Source organism: Vibrio sp. Vb1337, from assembly GCF_033338715.1.
In the GTDB taxonomy this organism is placed as follows: Bacteria; Pseudomonadota; Gammaproteobacteria; order Enterobacterales; family Vibrionaceae; genus Vibrio; species Vibrio alginolyticus.
The window spans coordinates 82,054-99,112 of record NZ_JAWOTD010000015.1 but is presented as its reverse complement, the minus strand read 5'-3'; the positions used below and the strand labels follow the sequence as shown (position 1 = coordinate 99,112).

Sequence of the window (17,059 nt, the reverse complement as noted above, 5' to 3'; positions counted from 1 at the left end):
AAACTATGGCAATTCTACAGATTGGTGCAGGCGGCGTTGGCTGGGTAGTTGCACATAAAGCAGCACAAAACAACGACGTTCTGGGTGATATCACAATCGCATCACGTACCGTAGGTAAGTGTGAGAAAATCATCGAATCGATTCAGAAGAAAAACAATCTGAAAGATTCAACTAAGAAATTAGAAGCGCGAGCGGTAAACGCGGACGACGTAGATTCTTTAGTTGCTTTAATTAAAGAAGTACAACCTGACTTAGTGATCAACGCAGGTCCTCCTTGGGTGAACATGTCTATTATGGAAGCATGTTACCAAGCTAAAGTGTCATACCTTGATACATCTGTTGCGGTTGATTTGTGCTCTGAAGGCCAACAAGTACCTCAAGCTTACGATTGGCAGTGGGGTTACCGTGAGAAGTTTGAAGAAGCGGGCATTACAGGTATTCTTGGTGCTGGTTTCGATCCGGGCGTAGTATCGGTGTTTGCCGCATACGCAGTGAAGCATCTGTTCGATGAAATCGATACTATCGACGTAATGGATGTAAACGCAGGCGACCACGGTAAGAAGTTCGCAACTAACTTTGATCCAGAAACGAACATGCTTGAGATTCAAGGCGATTCGTTCTACTGGGAAAACGGCGAGTGGAAACAAGTACCTTGTCACTCACGTATGCTTGAGTTTGAATTCCCGAATTGTGGTTCACACAAAGTGTACTCAATGGCGCACGACGAAGTTCGATCTATGCAAGAGTTCATCCCGGCGAAACGCATCGAATTCTGGATGGGCTTTGGTGACCGTTACCTAAACTACTTCAATGTGATGCGCGACATCGGTCTACTCAGCCCAGATCCACTAACGCTTCACGACGGTACGGTTGTTCAACCTTTGCACGTGCTAAAAGCACTACTACCAGATCCAACATCTCTCGCACCAGGCTACACTGGCCTAACGTGTATCGGTACTTGGGTTCAAGGTAAGAAAGATGGCAAAGAGCGCAGTGTATTTATTTACAACAACGCTGATCACGAAGTCGCATACGAAGATGTTGAACACCAAGCTATCTCATATACCACTGGCGTACCAGCGATCACTGCGGCTTTGCAGTTCTTCCGTGGCAAGTGGGCAGACAAAGGCGTGTTCAACATGGAACAACTAGATCCAGACCCATTCCTAGAAACCATGCCATCTATTGGTCTAGATTGGCATGTTCAAGAACTGGAGCCAGGGCAACCTGTTATCCATAAATTGAAGTAAGAATTTAGCGACTCTTATTTGTACGTTTAAGCCGATGCACTTGCGTCGGCTTTGTTCGATTTTATAGTGCCTTTGCTAAGGCGAAGGGACGTAAGGTATCAAAATGCAACAAAACGAACTAAAAACGCCATACTTCATGATCAATGAAGACAAGCTGATTGAGAATCTAGAGAAAGCAAAACAGCTAAAAGACATCTCTGGTGTGAAGCTTGTATTAGCACTGAAGTGCTTCTCAACATGGGGTGTATTCGACATCATCAAGCCTTACCTAGACGGAACAACAAGTTCTGGCCCGTTTGAAGTGAAGCTTGGCTACGAAACGTTTGGTGGTGAGACACACGCATACAGCGTGGGTTACAGCGAAGATGACGTTCGCGATGTGGCGGACATCTGTGACAAGATGATCTTTAACTCTCAGTCACAGCTAGCGGCTTATCGTCATATTGTCGAAGGTAAAGCATCGATTGGCTTGCGCCTGAACCCAGGTGTGAGCTATGCAGGGCAAGACTTAGCAAACCCAGCGCGTCAATTCTCTCGTCTTGGTGTTCAGGCTGATCACATCAAACCGGAAATTTTTGATGGTATTGATGGCGTAATGTTCCACATGAACTGTGAGAACAAAGACGTGGATGCGTTTATCGGCTTACTCGATGCTATTTCAGCTCAGTTTGGCGAGTACCTAGATAAGCTGGACTGGGTAAGCATGGGGGGCGGCGTGTTCTTCACATGGCCGGGGTACGATATCGAGAAGTTGGGGTTAGCACTTAAAGCGTTCTCAGAGAAACACGGCGTACAAATGTATTTAGAGCCGGGTGAAGCGATAATTACTAAGACCACTGATCTCGTTGTAACAGTGGTTGATATTGTAGAGAACGTAAAGAAGACGGCGATTGTCGATTCAGCCACAGAAGCTCACCGCTTAGATACGTTGATTTACGACGAGCCTGCATCGATTCTAGAAGCGTCTGAAAATGGTGAACATGAGTATGTGATCGGCTCGTGCTCATGCCTTGCGGGTGACCAGTTCTGCGTGGCGAACTTTGAACAGCCGCTAGAAATTGGACAACGTCTGCATATTCTTGATAGTGCGGGTTACACCATGGTGAAATTGAACTGGTTTAACGGTCTACGTATGCCGTCGGTCTACTGTGAACGCTCGAATGGTGACATTCAAAAACTGAATGAATTTGACTACTCTGATTTCAAACGTTCACTATCTCAGTGGTCAGTGAAATAAGACGTATCGCGCCATAAGCACCAAAAGAGCAGCTTAATCGCTGCTCTTTTTATTGGGGAAACGATAACAGTACGTGATTAACTCTCCACAATCACACGAGTGTCTTCACTCAGAGATTCTAACTCATTGGCTATGTCTTCAATTTCTAGCTCGCTAGGCAGTTTTATCGCCATTTTAGCGCTGAATAAGCTAGAGCTTACCCCTCCGCCTCCAGCAATGAATACACGCTGACAATCCATATCTAAAATTGAGATACCTTGATTATCGAGAACGTGAGTAATTTCATTCACAATACCTGCTCTATCGTTGGCATCTAAACGAAGTTGGAAGATAGTGTCTTCACGATATGAATGAGGCTCAGAGTCGACGAACCTAACAACAAGAGTCTGACAAGAAGAGAACGCCTGTTTAACGATGTCGGCATTTTCTCTTGGAAGCTCTACTTTGATGACACCTGCAACTTGGTCTTCGATAAAGTTTACTTTGCTGATCAGCCATTTCCCGCCGTTTTCGTGTGTGATTGCAGCGAGCTCTTTAATCGTGGCGGGTGACGCTTGTCCGACAAAATTAACAATAAATACGGTGTTCATAATGTCCCCTCCTGGAATCAAGGTTTGGACGCAGTACGAATAAACGTGCTACTTAAGTTATTGGAATAAATCCTTTTATTTAGTGTAGGTGCTAAGGGCGGGTAATGTTTGATGAAAGTCAATTTTTAACACTAATTCGTGATGGAAATAATTAAAACAATGTTCAGAGCACAAAAAAGCAGCCATCGTAAGGCTGCTTTTTACCGAGTATCAACTTAGGATTAGAAGGTTACTTTTAACTCGACACCATAAAATTGACTGTCGTAGTTTGCGCCTGCGTCCATGGCGAATTTTGCAACATCTTGGTTTCCAAACCAAGGTGATGAATTGAATTGTAGTTCTGCACTACCGCCCCATGCATCAGTTACCCAATAATGAATATGTCCAACAGGGTTTAAGAAGAAGAGCGAAACATCACCTGCGGTTTCAGAGCCCATAACTTCGCCACCGTTGGCAATAATGTCTTGCTCAGCCGTTAACATCATTTCACCAACAACAGCACCAAAGAACGGTGTGATAAAAATATCCTGCCAAGATGGTACTTCTGCGAACGCCTCTACGCCATACTCCCAAAAGAACGTCGACATAGTTGCGGAGTACAAAAACGACTGAAATTCATTATAGCCAGCGTGACGTGCTGCCGTGTAGTAAACGCCGCCAAAATATGGGTGCATGATGTAGTTGAGGACATGTTCATCGCGATCCCAAACGGGGCCGTCAGAGACATTATCTTTCCACTTTTGCCCCAACTTACTCATGTCCCGGTCTTCTTCGTCCCATTTGGTGATACTTTCTGGAAGAAAAGTCATCATGCCTACGGTCGCGATACTGAGACCTAGAATGGTGTAGGTTTGACCCATCAGATAATCCCAGTCTTTATCTTGAGGGATGATGAGATGTTTAGGCTGAAGCCCTGCGTCAAGGTTTAGCGAATCATCATTATTCTGTTCATACATAACACCGCGATTTTGAGCCTCGAAGGTGTACAGAGTCGTCGTTTCGCAGTAACCTGACAAACAATCAGGTGTGTAAGAAAACTCTGTATGACGGCTTAGGTCATAGTGACTTGCGTGCGCAAGCGCTGACGAAGCCAAGCAAAGGCCTGTTAGAGTCGTCTTGAACATGGATGATTTTGACACAAAGGTCTCCGAGTTAATGGTGTATGTTCGGGCTCGTAATTATCCCTCAAAACATCAATCATTTAAACACTTGACCCTTATTTAGTCCCAACAAACCTCGGCGAGATTTGTCCAAATAAAAAGAAAAATAAGCGCTATAACGAAAATAGGATTGTGCTTACGTTCAGGAGTCAGTTGTGAAAATAGCAATGCTTAGTACTGGTGAGGAAGTCCTCCACGGTGATATTGTTGATACTAATGCGGCATGGTTGTCTAGCCTGTTTTATCAACATGGATTTGGCTTAACAAAGCGCTCAACGGTTGGCGATAGCCTATCGAGTTTGGTTGAAGAGTTTTTAATGCTCAGCTTTAACAACGATGTGGTTATTGTTAATGGTGGTTTAGGCCCTACAACGGATGACATGAGTGCTGCCGCCGCCGCGAGAGCCGCCGATTGTAAACTGGTGCTATTCAAAGAGTGGTTGCAGCATCTAGAAAGTTTGTATGCTCGACGTGGCATCCCTATGCCGGACAGTAATTTAAAGCAAGCAATGCTGCCAGAAACGGCAGAGATATTGGACAACCCGATAGGCACTGCTTGCGGTTTCAAAATGCTGATTAATGATGCCATTTTTTATTTCACACCGGGTGTACCAAGTGAATTTAAGCTCATGGCAGAGACGCAAATTCTTCCCGATCTGAGAAGAGTGTTTCCCGATGTTCAAGGTTCATGTTGTAGTCGAATCTACACGTTTGGTCTATCTGAATCCGGTATTTCAGATAAGCTAGATCAGCTAAAACTTCCTCAAGGCTATGAGCTAGGGTACCGCTCTTACTTGCCTTTTATTGAAGTGAAACTTTTTGGTCCTTCAGATCAGATTGAACAGCGTTTGAAACTAGTACAGATAATTAATAAACACCTTGAGAGTAATACCGTTAGTATTGACTTGCCTATGGTTGAAAATGTCGGCCAGTTGTTGGTCGATAAAGGACTAACAGTGTCGACCTCCGAAAAAAGTAGCGGAGGATACTTAACGTACTGGCTAAACGGTGATGAAAACGCTGAAAAACAACTAGGGCATGGTTGGATACTACCGAGCCTGACTCAAGCGATGGCCAACAGCGGAGATCCATTAGCAGAAACGTTTGCTCTGGCTGGTGCTACGCGAGAGAAGTGTGGGACGGATTTATCACTCGTCACTGGCCATATTGAAGAGGGCGTTTTTTCCGTCGCTTTATCGACACCGTCAGGCGAGTGGGGAGCGTTATATAAACTCTCGAAAAAGTATCAGCGCAGTGATCAAGTTAAAGTGATCAGCACGGCAGCACTAGACTTGTTGCGTCGCTACCTAGAACGTAAACCGATGTTTGCGCATTATGCATTTTTAGAGAAAGTTAAAGAGATGCACCTCCCGAGCAGTGCTTTATAACCAAAGCTCTATACAGTAGTCTGAGAGACAATACACAGAGACAAAAAAGCCAAGGTGATTACCTTGGCTTTTGCATTTTATACCGTCGAGTCAACGTTATGCGCGCTGCTTTTCTTTCATCGCGTAGTTAACGCCGCTAAGTGACAAATCTGATTTTGCTTTACAGATACAAGGTAATATTTCATCACTTTGTGTGTAAGCCATGGCAAAACCAACATACTCCACTTCACCAGACTCCAATTTGCAGCGACAGGCGCCGCAGTGCCCATCACGGCAGTTGTATTCTGGTAATAGGCCAGCTTGCTCCATTGTTTCCAAAATCGTATTGGAAGGGTTGGATTCAATGCTGATCAGTTTGTTGATTTTGAGTGTTGCCATTACAGCTCGAATCCTTCGAAGTCATCTGCGCGAACTTCATTGTCAATTTGACCCACAAGGTAAGAAGAGATTTCTGCTTCTTGAGGCGCAACTTGAACGTTATCTGAAGACAACCAAGCGTTAATCCATGGAATTGGGTTGGTTGTTGCTTCTGGATACGCTGCTGGTAGACCTACCGCTTGCATACGAATATTTGTGATGTATTCAACGTATTGGCTTAGGATGTCTTTGTTTAGACCGATCATAGAGCCATCTTTGAATAGATACTCTGCCCACTCTTTTTCTTGCTCAGCCGCTTCTTTGAATAGGTCAAAACAGTCCTGTTTTGCCTCTTCTGCGATTTGCATGAAAGTGAAGTCATCTTGACCGTTACGTAGCAGGTTGATCATGTGCTGCGTGCCGTTTAAGTGAAGTGCTTCGTCACGAGCGATCAGCTTGATGATTTTCGCGTTACCTTCCATTAGTTCGCGTTCTGCGAAAGCGAAAGAACATGCGAAACTTACGTAAAAACGAATAGCTTCTAATGCGTTAACAGACATCAGACAGATGTACAGCTTCTTCTTAAGATCGTACAGACTAACCTTAACCGTTTCACCGTTAAGGACATGCTCACCTTCACCGTAGCGATGGTAATCATTCGTCGCTTGAATCAAATCGTCGTAGTAGTGCGCGATGTCTTTTGCACGCTTCAGAATGTGCTCGTTCTCAACGATATCATCAAACACTACAGCAGGGTCGTTCACGATGTTACGAATAATGTGTGTGTAAGAACGAGAGTGAATCGTTTCAGAGAAAGACCAAGTCTCAATCCAAGTCTCTAGTTCTGGCAGAGACACAAGCGGCAGCAGTGCCACGTTAGGGCTACGACCTTGAATAGAGTCAAGAAGCGTTTGGTACTTCAAGTTAGAGATGAAGATGTGCTTCTCGTGATCTGGCAGTTTGTTGTAATCGATACGGTCGCTAGATACGTCTACTTCTTCTGGACGCCAGAAGAAAGAAAGTTGTTTCTCGATAAGTTTTTCGAAAATCTCAAACTTTTGTTGGTCGTAACGTGCAACGTTTACTGATTGACCTAGGAACATAGGTTCCTTCAATTGGTCATTCTTTTTTTGGTTAAAAGTACTGTAAGCCATAATGCCTCAATTCCTTTTAAACCTCCCCGTAAGGGGGAGGTTATCGATAGTCTGTCTTTACGGGTTCGCTAGGTACGGGAAGATTAAATCTTACAACCGCCGCCAGCACAATCGTCATCTTGTGGTTGAACAGCGTCTTTCTGTTCATCTTTCGCGCCATCACGAGTGTTGTGGTAGTAAAGCGTTTTCACACCAAACTTATACGCTGTTAGCAGGTCTTGAAGTAGTTTCTTCATTGGAACCTTGCCAGTCTCGTAACGTGACGGGTCGTAGTTAGTATTAGCAGAGATAGCTTGGTCAACAAACTTCTGCATAATACCCACAAGGTGTAGATAACCGTCGTTCGAACCGATATTCCAAAGCAGTTCATAGCTGTCTTTAAGTTCTGTGAACTCTGGTACAACTTGCTTCAGGATACCGTCTTTCGAAGCTTTTACTGAAACGTAACCACGTGGTGGCTCAATACCGTTAGTTGCGTTTGAAATCTGAGAAGAAGTCTCAGAAGGCATTAGTGCAGTCAGTGTTGAGTTACGTAGGCCGTGCTCCATAATTTCTTTACGTAGGCTGTCCCAGTCGTAGTGCAGCGCTTCGTCACAAATTAGATCGATATCTTTCTTATACGTATCAATCGGCAGTAAGCCTTTCGCGTAGTTCGTCTCGTCGAATGAAGGACACTTACCTTGCTCTTTCGCCAGTGCTACAGATGCTTTCAATAGGTAGTACTGCATTGCTTCGAACGTACGGTGAGTTAGGCCGTTCGCGCTACCGTCAGAGTATTTCACGCCATTCTTCGCTAAGTAGTAAGCAAAGTTAATCACACCAACACCTAGCGTACGACGGTTCATAGTCGATTTGTATGCCGCTGGTAGAGGGTAATCTTGGTAATCAAGCAGTGCATCTAACGCACGAACAACAAGATCGGATAGCTCTTCGAAATCATCTAGAGACTTGATAGCACCTAAGTTGAATGCAGAAAGCGTACACAGTGCGATCTCGCCTGAGTCATCTTCAACGTTAGTTAATGGTTTCGTTGGCAGTGCGATTTCTAAACATAGGTTCGACTGACGAACTGGAGCGACTTCAGAATCAAATGGGCTGTGAGTATTACAGTGGTCCACGTTCTGGATGTAGATACGACCCGTTGATGCACGCTCTTGCATTAGCAGAGTGAACATTTCAATCGCTTTAACCGTTTCTTTCTTGATTGAAGGATCGTTCTCGTACTTCACGTATAGACGCTCAAACTCTTCTTGGTTTTCGAAGAATGCGTCGTACAGACCAGGTACATCAGATGGTGAGAATAGCGTAATATTGCCGCCTTCAACTAAACGTTGGTACATCAGTTTGTTTAACTGAACACCGTAGTCCATGTGACGAACACGGTTTTCTTCAACACCACGGTTGTTCTTAAGTACCATTAGTGAGCGTGCTTCACCGTGCCACATTGGGTAGAACACAGTAGCTGCGCCACCACGTACACCACCTTGTGAACAACATTTTACTGCTGTTTGGAAGTACTTGTAGAACGGAATACAACCAGTGTGGAATGCTTCACCACCGCGAATCTCTGAGCCTAATGCACGGATACGACCTGCGTTGATACCAATACCAGCGCGCTGAGATACGTAACGAACAATTGAGCTTGCTGTTGCGTTAATAGAATCAAGACTGTCGCCACACTCGATCAGAACACATGAGCTGAACTGGCGAGTAGGGGTACGCACGCCAGACATAATTGGCGTAGGTAGAGAAATCTTAAATGTCGATGTCGCATCGTAGAAACGTTTGATGTAATCAAGACGTGTCGCTTTTGGATATTTCGCAAATAAGCACGCTGCTACAAGGATGTATAAGAACTGAGCACTTTCGTAAATTTGGCCCGTAACACGGTTCTGTACGAAGTACTTACCCTCTAGCTGCTTAACTGCCGCGTATGAGAAATTTAGGTCGCGTTTATGGTCGAGGTACGCATCAAGTTCGTCGAGTTCTGCTTTTGTGTAGTCTTCTAGAATATGTTGATCGTACTTACCCATATCGACGAGGCGAGACACGTGATCATAAAGCGTTGGTGGCTCGTATTGGCCATACGCTTTTTTACGCAGATGGAATACCGCTAGGCGAGCAGCTAGGTATTGGTAATCCGGAGTCTCTTCAGAGATCAGGTCTGCCGCAGACTTGATGATTGTCTCGTGAATATCTGTCGTTGTGATGCCGTCGTAAAACTGGATGTGAGCGCGAAGTTCTACTTGAGAAACCGAAACATTATCTAGACCTTCTGCAGCCCAAGTGATAACGCGGTGGATTTTATCCAGATCGATACTTTCTTTACGGCCATCACGCTTGGTGACGGTAAGTTGTTGGTTCATTCTGCTTTATTTCCCTAAGAAAACTGATAAAAGCCGTATTTTTGTTTGTTTATGTGCAATATGAGTAAAGCTTGCGGCGGCTTTGTGATCAAAGTCTATCTATATATTGTCGCTTAAACACAACATATAGGGGTTCATTTGTTTGCGGGTTACAAGATAGTGCTATTACACTGATTTATCAAGGTACAGATCGGGGATGACTTGTGGATAACTGACAAAATGAAAAAAATCAGTAAGTGAACACTAACCGATGAGAAAAGGGCAGACTTGAATGGTTAAAAGTACGGTTTCGAGATCGGTTTAGAAATAACCGCATGCAAAAATATTTTCCTTGATCTTTGGCCGTTTTTATCTACGAAAAATGGCTTGGTCAAAATGGAATCTAGAGCACGAATTTTAGCCATAAAAAGACAAAAAAAGCGGCAACTTTGTGCTACCGCTTCCGATTCATTTTCTTTAAAAAATGTCAATCACAAAACTCATTTTTTAACTTAATAGCGTTCAGTATTTTTTAGTATGAACGATGTAGTTTACATCTACATTACGACCGAGTTTGTAGCTGTCATTTAGAGGGTTGTAATGAAGCCCAGTAATGCCCATTTCCGTCAGGTCAGTTTGGTCTATCATCTTCATCATTTCGGCTGGCTTGATAAACTTATCGTGCTCATGAGTGCCTTCAGGAACAATCTTAAGAAGCTTCTCAGCACCGACAATAGCAAATAAGTACGACTTAATGTTTCGGTTCAAAGTTGAGAAAAACACGTGACCACCGGGTTTGACTAGCGCAGCACAAGAGCGGATAACGGAGAGAGGATCTGGAACGTGTTCAAGCATCTCCATACAAGTCACGACATCGTAAGTTCCTGCGTTTTCTATAGCGTGGTCTTCTATTGTGCTCTGAATGTAGGTCAGTTGAGTGCCTGTTTCTAATGCATGTAGTCGCGCGACTTCTAATGGTTCTTTACCCATATCAAGCCCCGTCACAATAGCGCCTTCTTTTGCCATGCTTTCAGCAAGAATGCCACCACCACAGCCGACATCAAGTGTTCGCTTGCCAAACAAGCCATTTGCTTTTTCAAGTACATAGTTCAAACGAAGTGGGTTAATTTGATGAAGCGGCTTAAACTCGCCTTCTAAATCCCACCATCGAGAAGCCATGTCCTCGAATTTCTTAATTTCACTTGGGTCGACGTTTTGTGCTTTAGTCATAATTGGTTTTATTGCATTCAATCTGAGTCCTTTAGAGGGCGCCAGTATACTCCAACGTTTTACACCCAAACAACCTCGATGTGCTTAGTTAAGGGACAATGACAGAGTTCACTGGCGCGGCAATCGAGACAGGTGCCTGTAATTTTTAAAGCGCTAGCTATTGTTTTTGGTTCATCCTTGAACTAGTGCCAGTGACAATAACTCTAAAACCTGCATTTTCGCGTTGTGTGGTTAAAGGAATTTACCTCGCTTTTCCGCGTAAAGAGTCCGATTTTGCTCAATATTGACCGAAATATAACCACTAATCAGAAAGATATGGGATGAGTGTGCAAATTCTCGACATTTGATTCATAACCAAGCTCACAACCTGATAAAAGGAGAGGGAAAGTGATGCCGAAGTGATGAATTGTGTGTTATATTTTTGCACCTTACACGTATCGTAATTACGATCAGATAATAGAGGGATAATGGCTCTATGAGCGATTTAGCTAAAGAGATCACGCCCGTAAACATTGAAGATGAGCTTAGAGGTTCATATCTAGACTATGCGATGTCAGTCATCGTGGGTCGTGCTCTTCCAGATGTGCGTGATGGCCTAAAACCAGTACACCGCCGCGTTTTATTCGCGATGAACGTACTAGGCAACGATTGGAACAAACCATATAAAAAATCAGCCCGTGTTGTCGGCGACGTAATCGGTAAATATCACCCACATGGTGATAGTGCTGTGTACGACACAATCGTACGTATGGCTCAGCCGTTCTCGCTTCGTTACATGCTGGTCGATGGTCAAGGTAACTTTGGCTCGATCGATGGCGACTCTGCTGCGGCAATGCGTTACACCGAAGTTCGAATGGCAAAAATTGCCCATGAACTATTGGCTGACCTAGATAAAGAAACCGTAGACTACGTACCAAACTACGACGGTACTGAGCAGATCCCAGCGGTTCTTCCAACTAAAATTCCAAACCTATTGGTTAACGGTGCTTCTGGTATCGCAGTAGGTATGGCAACCAACATCCCGCCTCATAACCTTGGCGAAGTGATTGATGGCTGTCTTGCATACATCAATAATGAAGAAATCACTATTGATGAACTAATGGATTACATTCCTGGTCCTGATTTCCCAACGGCGGCGCTTATCAGCGGTCGTAAAGGCATTGTAGACGCGTACAAAACAGGTCGCGGCAAAATCTACATGCGTTCGAAAGCGGACATCGAAGTGGAGAAGAATGGTAAAGAGACCATTATCGTCACTGAAATTCCTTACCAGGTGAACAAAGCTCGCTTGATCGAAAAGATCGCTGAGCTAGTTAAAGATAAGAAAGTAGAAGGTATCAGTGCACTGCGCGACGAGTCAGATAAAGACGGTATGCGCATTGTTATTGAGTGTAAGCGCGATGCTGTGGGCGAAGTAGTTCTAAACAACCTTTACGCTCAGACTCAGCTGCAAACCACTTTCGGTATCAACATGGTGGCCCTAAACAATGGCCAGCCACAGCTATTCAACCTAAAAGATATGTTGAAGTGCTTTGTTGATCACCGTCGTGAAGTTGTGACACGCCGTACTATTTTCGAACTGCGTAAAGCGCGTGAACGTGCTCATATCCTTGAAGGTTTAGCTCTAGCGCTTGCTAACATTGATGAAATTATTGAGCTTATCCGTAAGGCACCTACACCGGCTGAAGCAAAAGCGGGTCTTATCGCTCGTGGTTGGGATTTAGGCAACGTTTCAGCAATGCTAGAGCGTGCTGGTACAGATGCTGCGCGCCCTGAATGGCTAGAGCCTGAATACGGTATTCGTGATGGTCAGTACTTCCTGACTGAGCAACAAGCACAAGCTATCCTAGATCTACGTTTACATAAACTAACAGGTCTAGAACACGAGAAGATTCTTGGCGAATACAAAACACTTCTAGAAGAAATCGCTGAACTCATGCATATCCTTGCGAGCACTGAGCGTTTGATGGAAGTGATCCGTGAAGAACTTGAAGCGGTTCGTGACGGCTTTGGTGACGCTCGTCGTACAGAAATCACAGCTGCGAGCCATGATATTGACATGGAAGAGCTGATCGCACGTGAAGACGTTGTGGTTACTCTATCTCACGGTGGTTACGTTAAGTACCAAGTACTGAGCGACTACGAGTCACAGCGCCGTGGTGGTAAAGGCAAGAGTGCGACTAAGATGAAAGATGAAGACCATATCGAGCGTCTTCTAGTGGCGAATACCCACGATAACATCTTGTGTTTCTCTACTCGTGGTAAAACATACCGCCTGAAAGTTTACCAATTGCCTCTAGCGAGCCGTACTGCGCGTGGTAAGCCAATCGTAAACATCCTTCCACTCGAAGAAGGTGAGCGCATTACCGCGATTCTACGTGTTGATGAATTCTCTGAAGACAAATTCATCTTCATGGCAACAGGTGACGGTACGGTTAAGAAAACGCCGTTGAACCAGTTTGCAAACGTACGTTCAAACGGCCTAATCGCTGTGAACCTACGTGAAGACGATTCGTTAATCGGTGTGGATATCACTAACGGCGAAAATGAAATCATGCTGTTCTCTAAAGCGGGTAAAGTGGTTCGCTTTAAAGAAGCAGAAGAGATTCCAGTACTTGATGAAAATGGTAAACCAGTTCTTGATGAGAATGGTCAGCCAGAGATCAAGTTTAAAGGTGTTCGTCCTATGGGTCGTACCGCCTCTGGTGTTCGTGGTATGAAACTGGCTGAAAATGACCAAGTTGTATCACTTATTGTTCCTTCGCACGAAGGCGACATCCTAACGGTTACAGAAAACGGTTATGGTAAACGCACAGCACTTAGCGAGTACCCGACAAAAGGTCGTGGCACTCAAGGTGTAGTTTCTATCAAAGTTTCTGAGCGAAATGGCCCGGTAGTTGGTGCTATCCAGGTTGTTGAAGGTGATGAAATGATGATGATCACCGACGCTGGCACGTTAGTACGTACTCGTGTGGGTGAAGTTAGCCAAGTTGGTCGTAACACACAAGGTGTAACGCTTATCCGTACTGCGGAAGATGAATCAGTTGTTGGTTTGCAACGTATTGAAGAAGTTGATGATGAAGAGCTGCCTGCTGATGAAGATGCAGAAGCGTTAGAGTCAACAGACGAAAATACGCAGCAAGACGCTCCAGCTGCTGATGATGCAGAGGAAGGTAACGAAGAGTAATCTTACATCGTTATCCTGATATGAAAAGCCGAGCCTTAGTTGCTCGGCTTTTTTGTATCTGTATCAACGCATTTAAAGTAAGAAATGCGTACACTGACGTTATCTTTGTTTACAGGACGTGTTATGTCTGTTTGGTTTTTCGCTGCCATCACTCTGATGGGGCTGTTTATCGTACTCTTATCACTGAGTGCATCAAAAGTTAAACCTGCTCAATGGTTTGGCTTTTGCCTGTTAGTACTTGTCGTGACGAGTGCCAGTTTCTTATTGCTGCATCAAACTCCGCCTAAATCAATACAAGCGGAAATGTCACGAATGATGACTGCTCGTGACATCATGAAAGAGATTCAAGACCAGTTGCGTGAAGATCCGAACAACGCTGAATTGTGGTTCCAACTCGGGCAGGGCTACCTGCTAGAGGGGGAATTTGATGGCGCGCTGATTTGTTTTGATTACGCGATCCAACTGACTGAGCCAGTCAGTGCCACGCAACTTGCCGCAAAAGCGACGACCTTGTACTACATTCACCAGCAATCAATGACGCAAGAAGTTAGCTTGCTTTTGGAGCAAGCTTTGCAGATAGAACCGCACAATGAAGCCGCTTTGTCTTTGATCGCAAATGATCATTTTCTGTCATTCCGATTTCAGGAAGCGATTGATGCCTGGGTACTATTATTAGATTCTAATGATCCAAATTTAGATAGGGTGCAAATCATTAACTCTATTAACAAAGCAAAAGAGCTGTTGTAAGCGTACAATTTAACAAGCAATAGAGGGAAAGGTGGGCAACGAATGAAAAATAAAGCACTAAGCATATTGGTTTTGCTGTGCGGCTCTGTGCTGTCGGGTTGTAGCTCTTCCGATCATTCTGGCTCTTCCTCTACGGTTTATTATTCATCGGGTTACTACGACCCGTGGTGGTACGATCATGACGACTACTGGATTTATTACTATCCGGGCTGTTGCGATAACGACGATGAATACAAAGAGAAACTGGAAGAGTGGTGGAATGGTTTAGATGAAGACCAACAGCAATCCATCAAAGACAAAATCGAAGATTGGAAAGACGACGATATGTCCGCCAATATCGATAACATGAAACGCCAACTTGACGATCATTGGCAATCACTGCCTGACGAGCAAAAGCAAGAGATTCGAACCCAATGGGAGAATCGTCCGGAGCATATTGAACCAGCGACTTTACAAGGCAAGGCGGTGAAAGAAAAGGTTCAACAAAGAAAAGCATTACCGGAAACGAAGATCCAGCGTCCAGTTGCTCGTCCAAATGTGCAGATACCTAAAGCACGTCCAAATATTCAACCTAGACCTAGGCTTCCTCGTCGCTAGTACATTCGATTTTTGTCTCTCGATAGAATCAGGATGAAGAGATAAAGATAATAAAGAAAGAAAAGGGGCGTTCAGTACGCCCCTTGTTGTATCTATAAGTTAACCGTTGCCAGTTAGACTAATACGTGGCTTCGCGTTCAGCTGCTGCTTTATCCCACTCTGGCGCTACTGTTTCTAGGAAGTGTTTCTTGTCTGCGTTCATCTTATCCATATCCATGCCCAGTGCTTGTTGTGCTTTCGCTTTGGTCGAGATATCTGGAATTTGAACAGGGTCAGTAATGCCTTTGGTTGCCAGTAAACGAACCAATTTGGTACGGGCGTCAGCAGCGCGGTCAACTGCAGTACCTAGTACTTCAAGTGCTACCTCAGGAGCATGCATGTGAACACCGTGAGAAGCAATCGCGTAGTCCCAACGCCATTGTGCATGGCGAATATCTTGTAGGATAGGTTCCATCTCTGCTTCTGTTGCACCTGCTTTCCACGCTGCTCCTGCTTCAAAGTGTGCCGCTACGATTTGCTTCTCGGCGGTTAGCTTCATGTTCAGTACTTGCGCTTTGCGAGTCGAAACGATGCCTTGTAGCTGCTCTTTAGTTTGGGTATGGCATTGCGCACAGGTGTCTTCAAAACGATCAAATGGGTTACCCACTTTGTGGTCTGTGTACACCGTACCGTCTTCTTTGGTCACTTTAGGCATGTGGCAGTCCACACACACCACTTTGTTTTTACCATGAATACCCGCTCTCCAAGTTTCGAAACCTGGATGTTGCGCTTTTAGCATCGGCGCTTTAGATACGGCATGCGTCCAATCTTTGAAATTCAACGCGTCGTAGTATTTCTCCATGTCATTAACGGTGGTGCCCATATCCCATGGGAATTTAACCGCTTTAGTTGGGCCGGTGAAGTAGTATTCAACGTGACATTGAGCGCAGACCGATGCTTGCTTATCTAGGCGAGACTGTTCATCAAAGTTTTTACCAATAGTATCAAAAGCACGCTCGACGTATGGGCGAGTCAGTGCTAGCGCAGGTTCGCCTTTCTTGAAGGCTTCAGAGCCTGTGTTGTGGCAATCGGAACAACCGATAGGGTTGACGATTTCTGAGCCTAAGCGTGCCCATTTACCTTCGAAATAACCGTCTTCACCACGTTCATCAATCACGCGAGCAACGTCTGGGCTTTTACAGCTCCAGCACGCCATCGGCATAGGGCCGGATTTTTCATCAGTCGGTGCGCCGGTACGTAAGGTTTGACGAACATCATCAATTGCGTAAAAGTGACCGCGCGCTTTGTTGTAGTCTTTCGCGAAGCCATAACCTGCCCACAGGATAACCATGTTTGGGTCTTCACTTAGAGCATCTTCAATGTGCTCACTTTCGGATGTTGCTTTCCAAGAATGGTATTGATCAGGGTGGTTCTGTTCAAAGACATCGTTACGAGGATCGATAAAATCCTTCTCTTCTGCCGCTAACGGAGCGTCAACCAAAAATAATTGGCTGGCGAATAAGGTCGCAACCGCAATAGGTGCGCTCATCCAGTGTTTTATGCTCACAGTGTTATCTCCATATTCGTTTTTATTAGCAGCGTTGTGAGGAGCTATTCCAAATAAGAACTGGAGATCTACGATTAATAATATTGCTTAATTGGATAGATGAAATAGTGAGTGAATCTTGTCTTGTTTTAGATCAATTTACACCAGTGATCTCAGTCATGTTTGAATTTATATACCTCTAAAGTGGTAGTTGTTAAGTCATTGTTCTGCAATGCTTTGGGTTTTAACCTTTTTAAGAATAGGGTGATTTAGTTCGCTTTTTGAGCAGGCG

Annotated in this window: 13 protein-coding genes; 6 read left to right on the top strand and 7 right to left on the bottom strand. The window is 44.6% G+C overall.

The annotated features are described in order from the left end of the window. Positions 1-5: 5 nt before the first annotated feature. Both R7E42_RS16965 and nspC read left to right on the top strand, forming a co-directional pair. The gene (locus R7E42_RS16965; RefSeq protein WP_012841628.1) at positions 6-1,250 is read left to right on the top strand and encodes a carboxynorspermidine synthase; all 1,245 of its coding nucleotides are present in this window, start codon (positions 6-8) and stop codon (positions 1,248-1,250) included. A gap of 103 nt (positions 1,251-1,353) precedes the next feature. After that, positions 1,354-2,487 (top strand): carboxynorspermidine decarboxylase, encoded by a 1,134-nt coding sequence (gene nspC / locus R7E42_RS16960; RefSeq protein ID WP_318072852.1) that lies wholly within the window; start codon positions 1,354-1,356, stop codon positions 2,485-2,487. 77 nt (positions 2,488-2,564) lie between these two features. On the opposite strand, the gene R7E42_RS16955 is transcribed toward nspC, so the two are convergent. Together R7E42_RS16955 and R7E42_RS16950 are read right to left on the bottom strand one after the other, a co-directional pair. Continuing rightward, positions 2,565-3,077: a glycine cleavage system protein R gene (locus tag R7E42_RS16955; protein WP_005376814.1), complete on the bottom strand. Its 513-nt coding sequence runs from the start codon at positions 3,075-3,077 to the stop codon at positions 2,565-2,567. A gap of 221 nt (positions 3,078-3,298) precedes the next feature. Then, entirely contained in the window at positions 3,299-4,201 is a 903-nt protein-coding gene (locus R7E42_RS16950) for a DUF3943 domain-containing protein (protein WP_005376815.1), read from the bottom strand. A gap of 191 nt (positions 4,202-4,392) precedes the next feature. Between R7E42_RS16950 and R7E42_RS16945 the strand changes: the two genes are divergently transcribed. Continuing rightward, positions 4,393-5,625 (top strand): CinA family nicotinamide mononucleotide deamidase-related protein, encoded by a 1,233-nt coding sequence (locus R7E42_RS16945; RefSeq protein WP_115386155.1) that lies wholly within the window; start codon positions 4,393-4,395, stop codon positions 5,623-5,625. 96 nt (positions 5,626-5,721) lie between these two features. Here R7E42_RS16945 and yfaE read toward each other — a convergent pair whose 3' ends face one another. From yfaE to ubiG, 4 genes are all read right to left on the bottom strand, one after another. Then, positions 5,722-6,003: a class I ribonucleotide reductase maintenance protein YfaE gene (yfaE, locus tag R7E42_RS16940; protein ID WP_005376817.1), complete on the bottom strand. Its 282-nt coding sequence runs from the start codon at positions 6,001-6,003 to the stop codon at positions 5,722-5,724. Next, positions 6,003-7,136 (bottom strand): class Ia ribonucleoside-diphosphate reductase subunit beta, encoded by a 1,134-nt coding sequence (gene nrdB, locus R7E42_RS16935; protein WP_005376818.1) that lies wholly within the window; start codon positions 7,134-7,136, stop codon positions 6,003-6,005. Before nrdB ends, yfaE begins: the two co-directional genes overlap by 1 nt. 83 nt (positions 7,137-7,219) lie before the next feature. Then, positions 7,220-9,502, bottom strand: a complete 2,283-nt coding sequence (gene nrdA, locus R7E42_RS16930; RefSeq protein ID WP_005376819.1) for a class 1a ribonucleoside-diphosphate reductase subunit alpha — start codon at positions 9,500-9,502, stop codon at positions 7,220-7,222. Positions 9,503-10,003: 501 nt separating this feature from the next. Further along, the gene (ubiG, locus tag R7E42_RS16925; protein WP_017636129.1) at positions 10,004-10,711 is read right to left on the bottom strand and encodes a bifunctional 2-polyprenyl-6-hydroxyphenol methylase/3-demethylubiquinol 3-O-methyltransferase UbiG; all 708 of its coding nucleotides are present in this window, start codon (positions 10,709-10,711) and stop codon (positions 10,004-10,006) included. Positions 10,712-11,186: 475 nt separating this feature from the next. Between ubiG and gyrA the strand changes: the two genes are divergently transcribed. The 3 genes from gyrA (at position 11,187) to R7E42_RS16910 (ending at position 15,242) form a co-directional block, all read left to right on the top strand. After that, complete coding sequence (gene gyrA / locus R7E42_RS16920) at positions 11,187-13,898, top strand: DNA topoisomerase (ATP-hydrolyzing) subunit A (RefSeq protein WP_017636128.1); 2,712 nt, start codon at positions 11,187-11,189, stop codon at positions 13,896-13,898. A gap of 123 nt (positions 13,899-14,021) precedes the next feature. After that, a complete protein-coding gene (locus R7E42_RS16915) occupies positions 14,022-14,645 on the top strand; it encodes a tetratricopeptide repeat protein (protein ID WP_017636127.1) in 624 nt (207 codons plus the stop codon). A gap of 42 nt (positions 14,646-14,687) precedes the next feature. Beyond that, complete coding sequence (locus tag R7E42_RS16910) at positions 14,688-15,242, top strand: hypothetical protein (protein ID WP_054729065.1); 555 nt, start codon at positions 14,688-14,690, stop codon at positions 15,240-15,242. Positions 15,243-15,360: 118 nt separating this feature from the next. Here R7E42_RS16910 and nrfA read toward each other — a convergent pair whose 3' ends face one another. Continuing rightward, a complete protein-coding gene (gene nrfA / locus R7E42_RS16905) occupies positions 15,361-16,788 on the bottom strand; it encodes an ammonia-forming nitrite reductase cytochrome c552 subunit (protein ID WP_021033971.1) in 1,428 nt (475 codons plus the stop codon). Positions 16,789-17,059: the final 271 nt, after the last annotated feature.

Coding starts and splice junctions, on each gene's coding strand:
- R7E42_RS16965 (WP_012841628.1), top strand. CDS start 6: ATGGCAATTCTACAGATTGGTGCAGGCGGCGTTGGCTGGGTAGTTGCA.
- yfaE (WP_005376817.1), bottom strand. CDS start 6,003: ATGGCAACACTCAAAATCAACAAACTGATCAGCATTGAATCCAACCCT.
- R7E42_RS16915 (WP_017636127.1), top strand. CDS start 14,022: ATGTCTGTTTGGTTTTTCGCTGCCATCACTCTGATGGGGCTGTTTATC.
- ubiG (WP_017636129.1), bottom strand. CDS start 10,711: ATGACTAAAGCACAAAACGTCGACCCAAGTGAAATTAAGAAATTCGAG.
- gyrA (WP_017636128.1), top strand. CDS start 11,187: ATGAGCGATTTAGCTAAAGAGATCACGCCCGTAAACATTGAAGATGAG.
- nrdA (WP_005376819.1), bottom strand. CDS start 9,502: ATGAACCAACAACTTACCGTCACCAAGCGTGATGGCCGTAAAGAAAGT.
- R7E42_RS16955 (WP_005376814.1), bottom strand. CDS start 3,077: ATGAACACCGTATTTATTGTTAATTTTGTCGGACAAGCGTCACCCGCC.
- nspC (WP_318072852.1), top strand. CDS start 1,354: ATGCAACAAAACGAACTAAAAACGCCATACTTCATGATCAATGAAGAC.
- R7E42_RS16950 (WP_005376815.1), bottom strand. CDS start 4,201: ATGTTCAAGACGACTCTAACAGGCCTTTGCTTGGCTTCGTCAGCGCTT.
- nrdB (WP_005376818.1), bottom strand. CDS start 7,136: ATGGCTTACAGTACTTTTAACCAAAAAAAGAATGACCAATTGAAGGAA.
- R7E42_RS16910 (WP_054729065.1), top strand. CDS start 14,688: ATGAAAAATAAAGCACTAAGCATATTGGTTTTGCTGTGCGGCTCTGTG.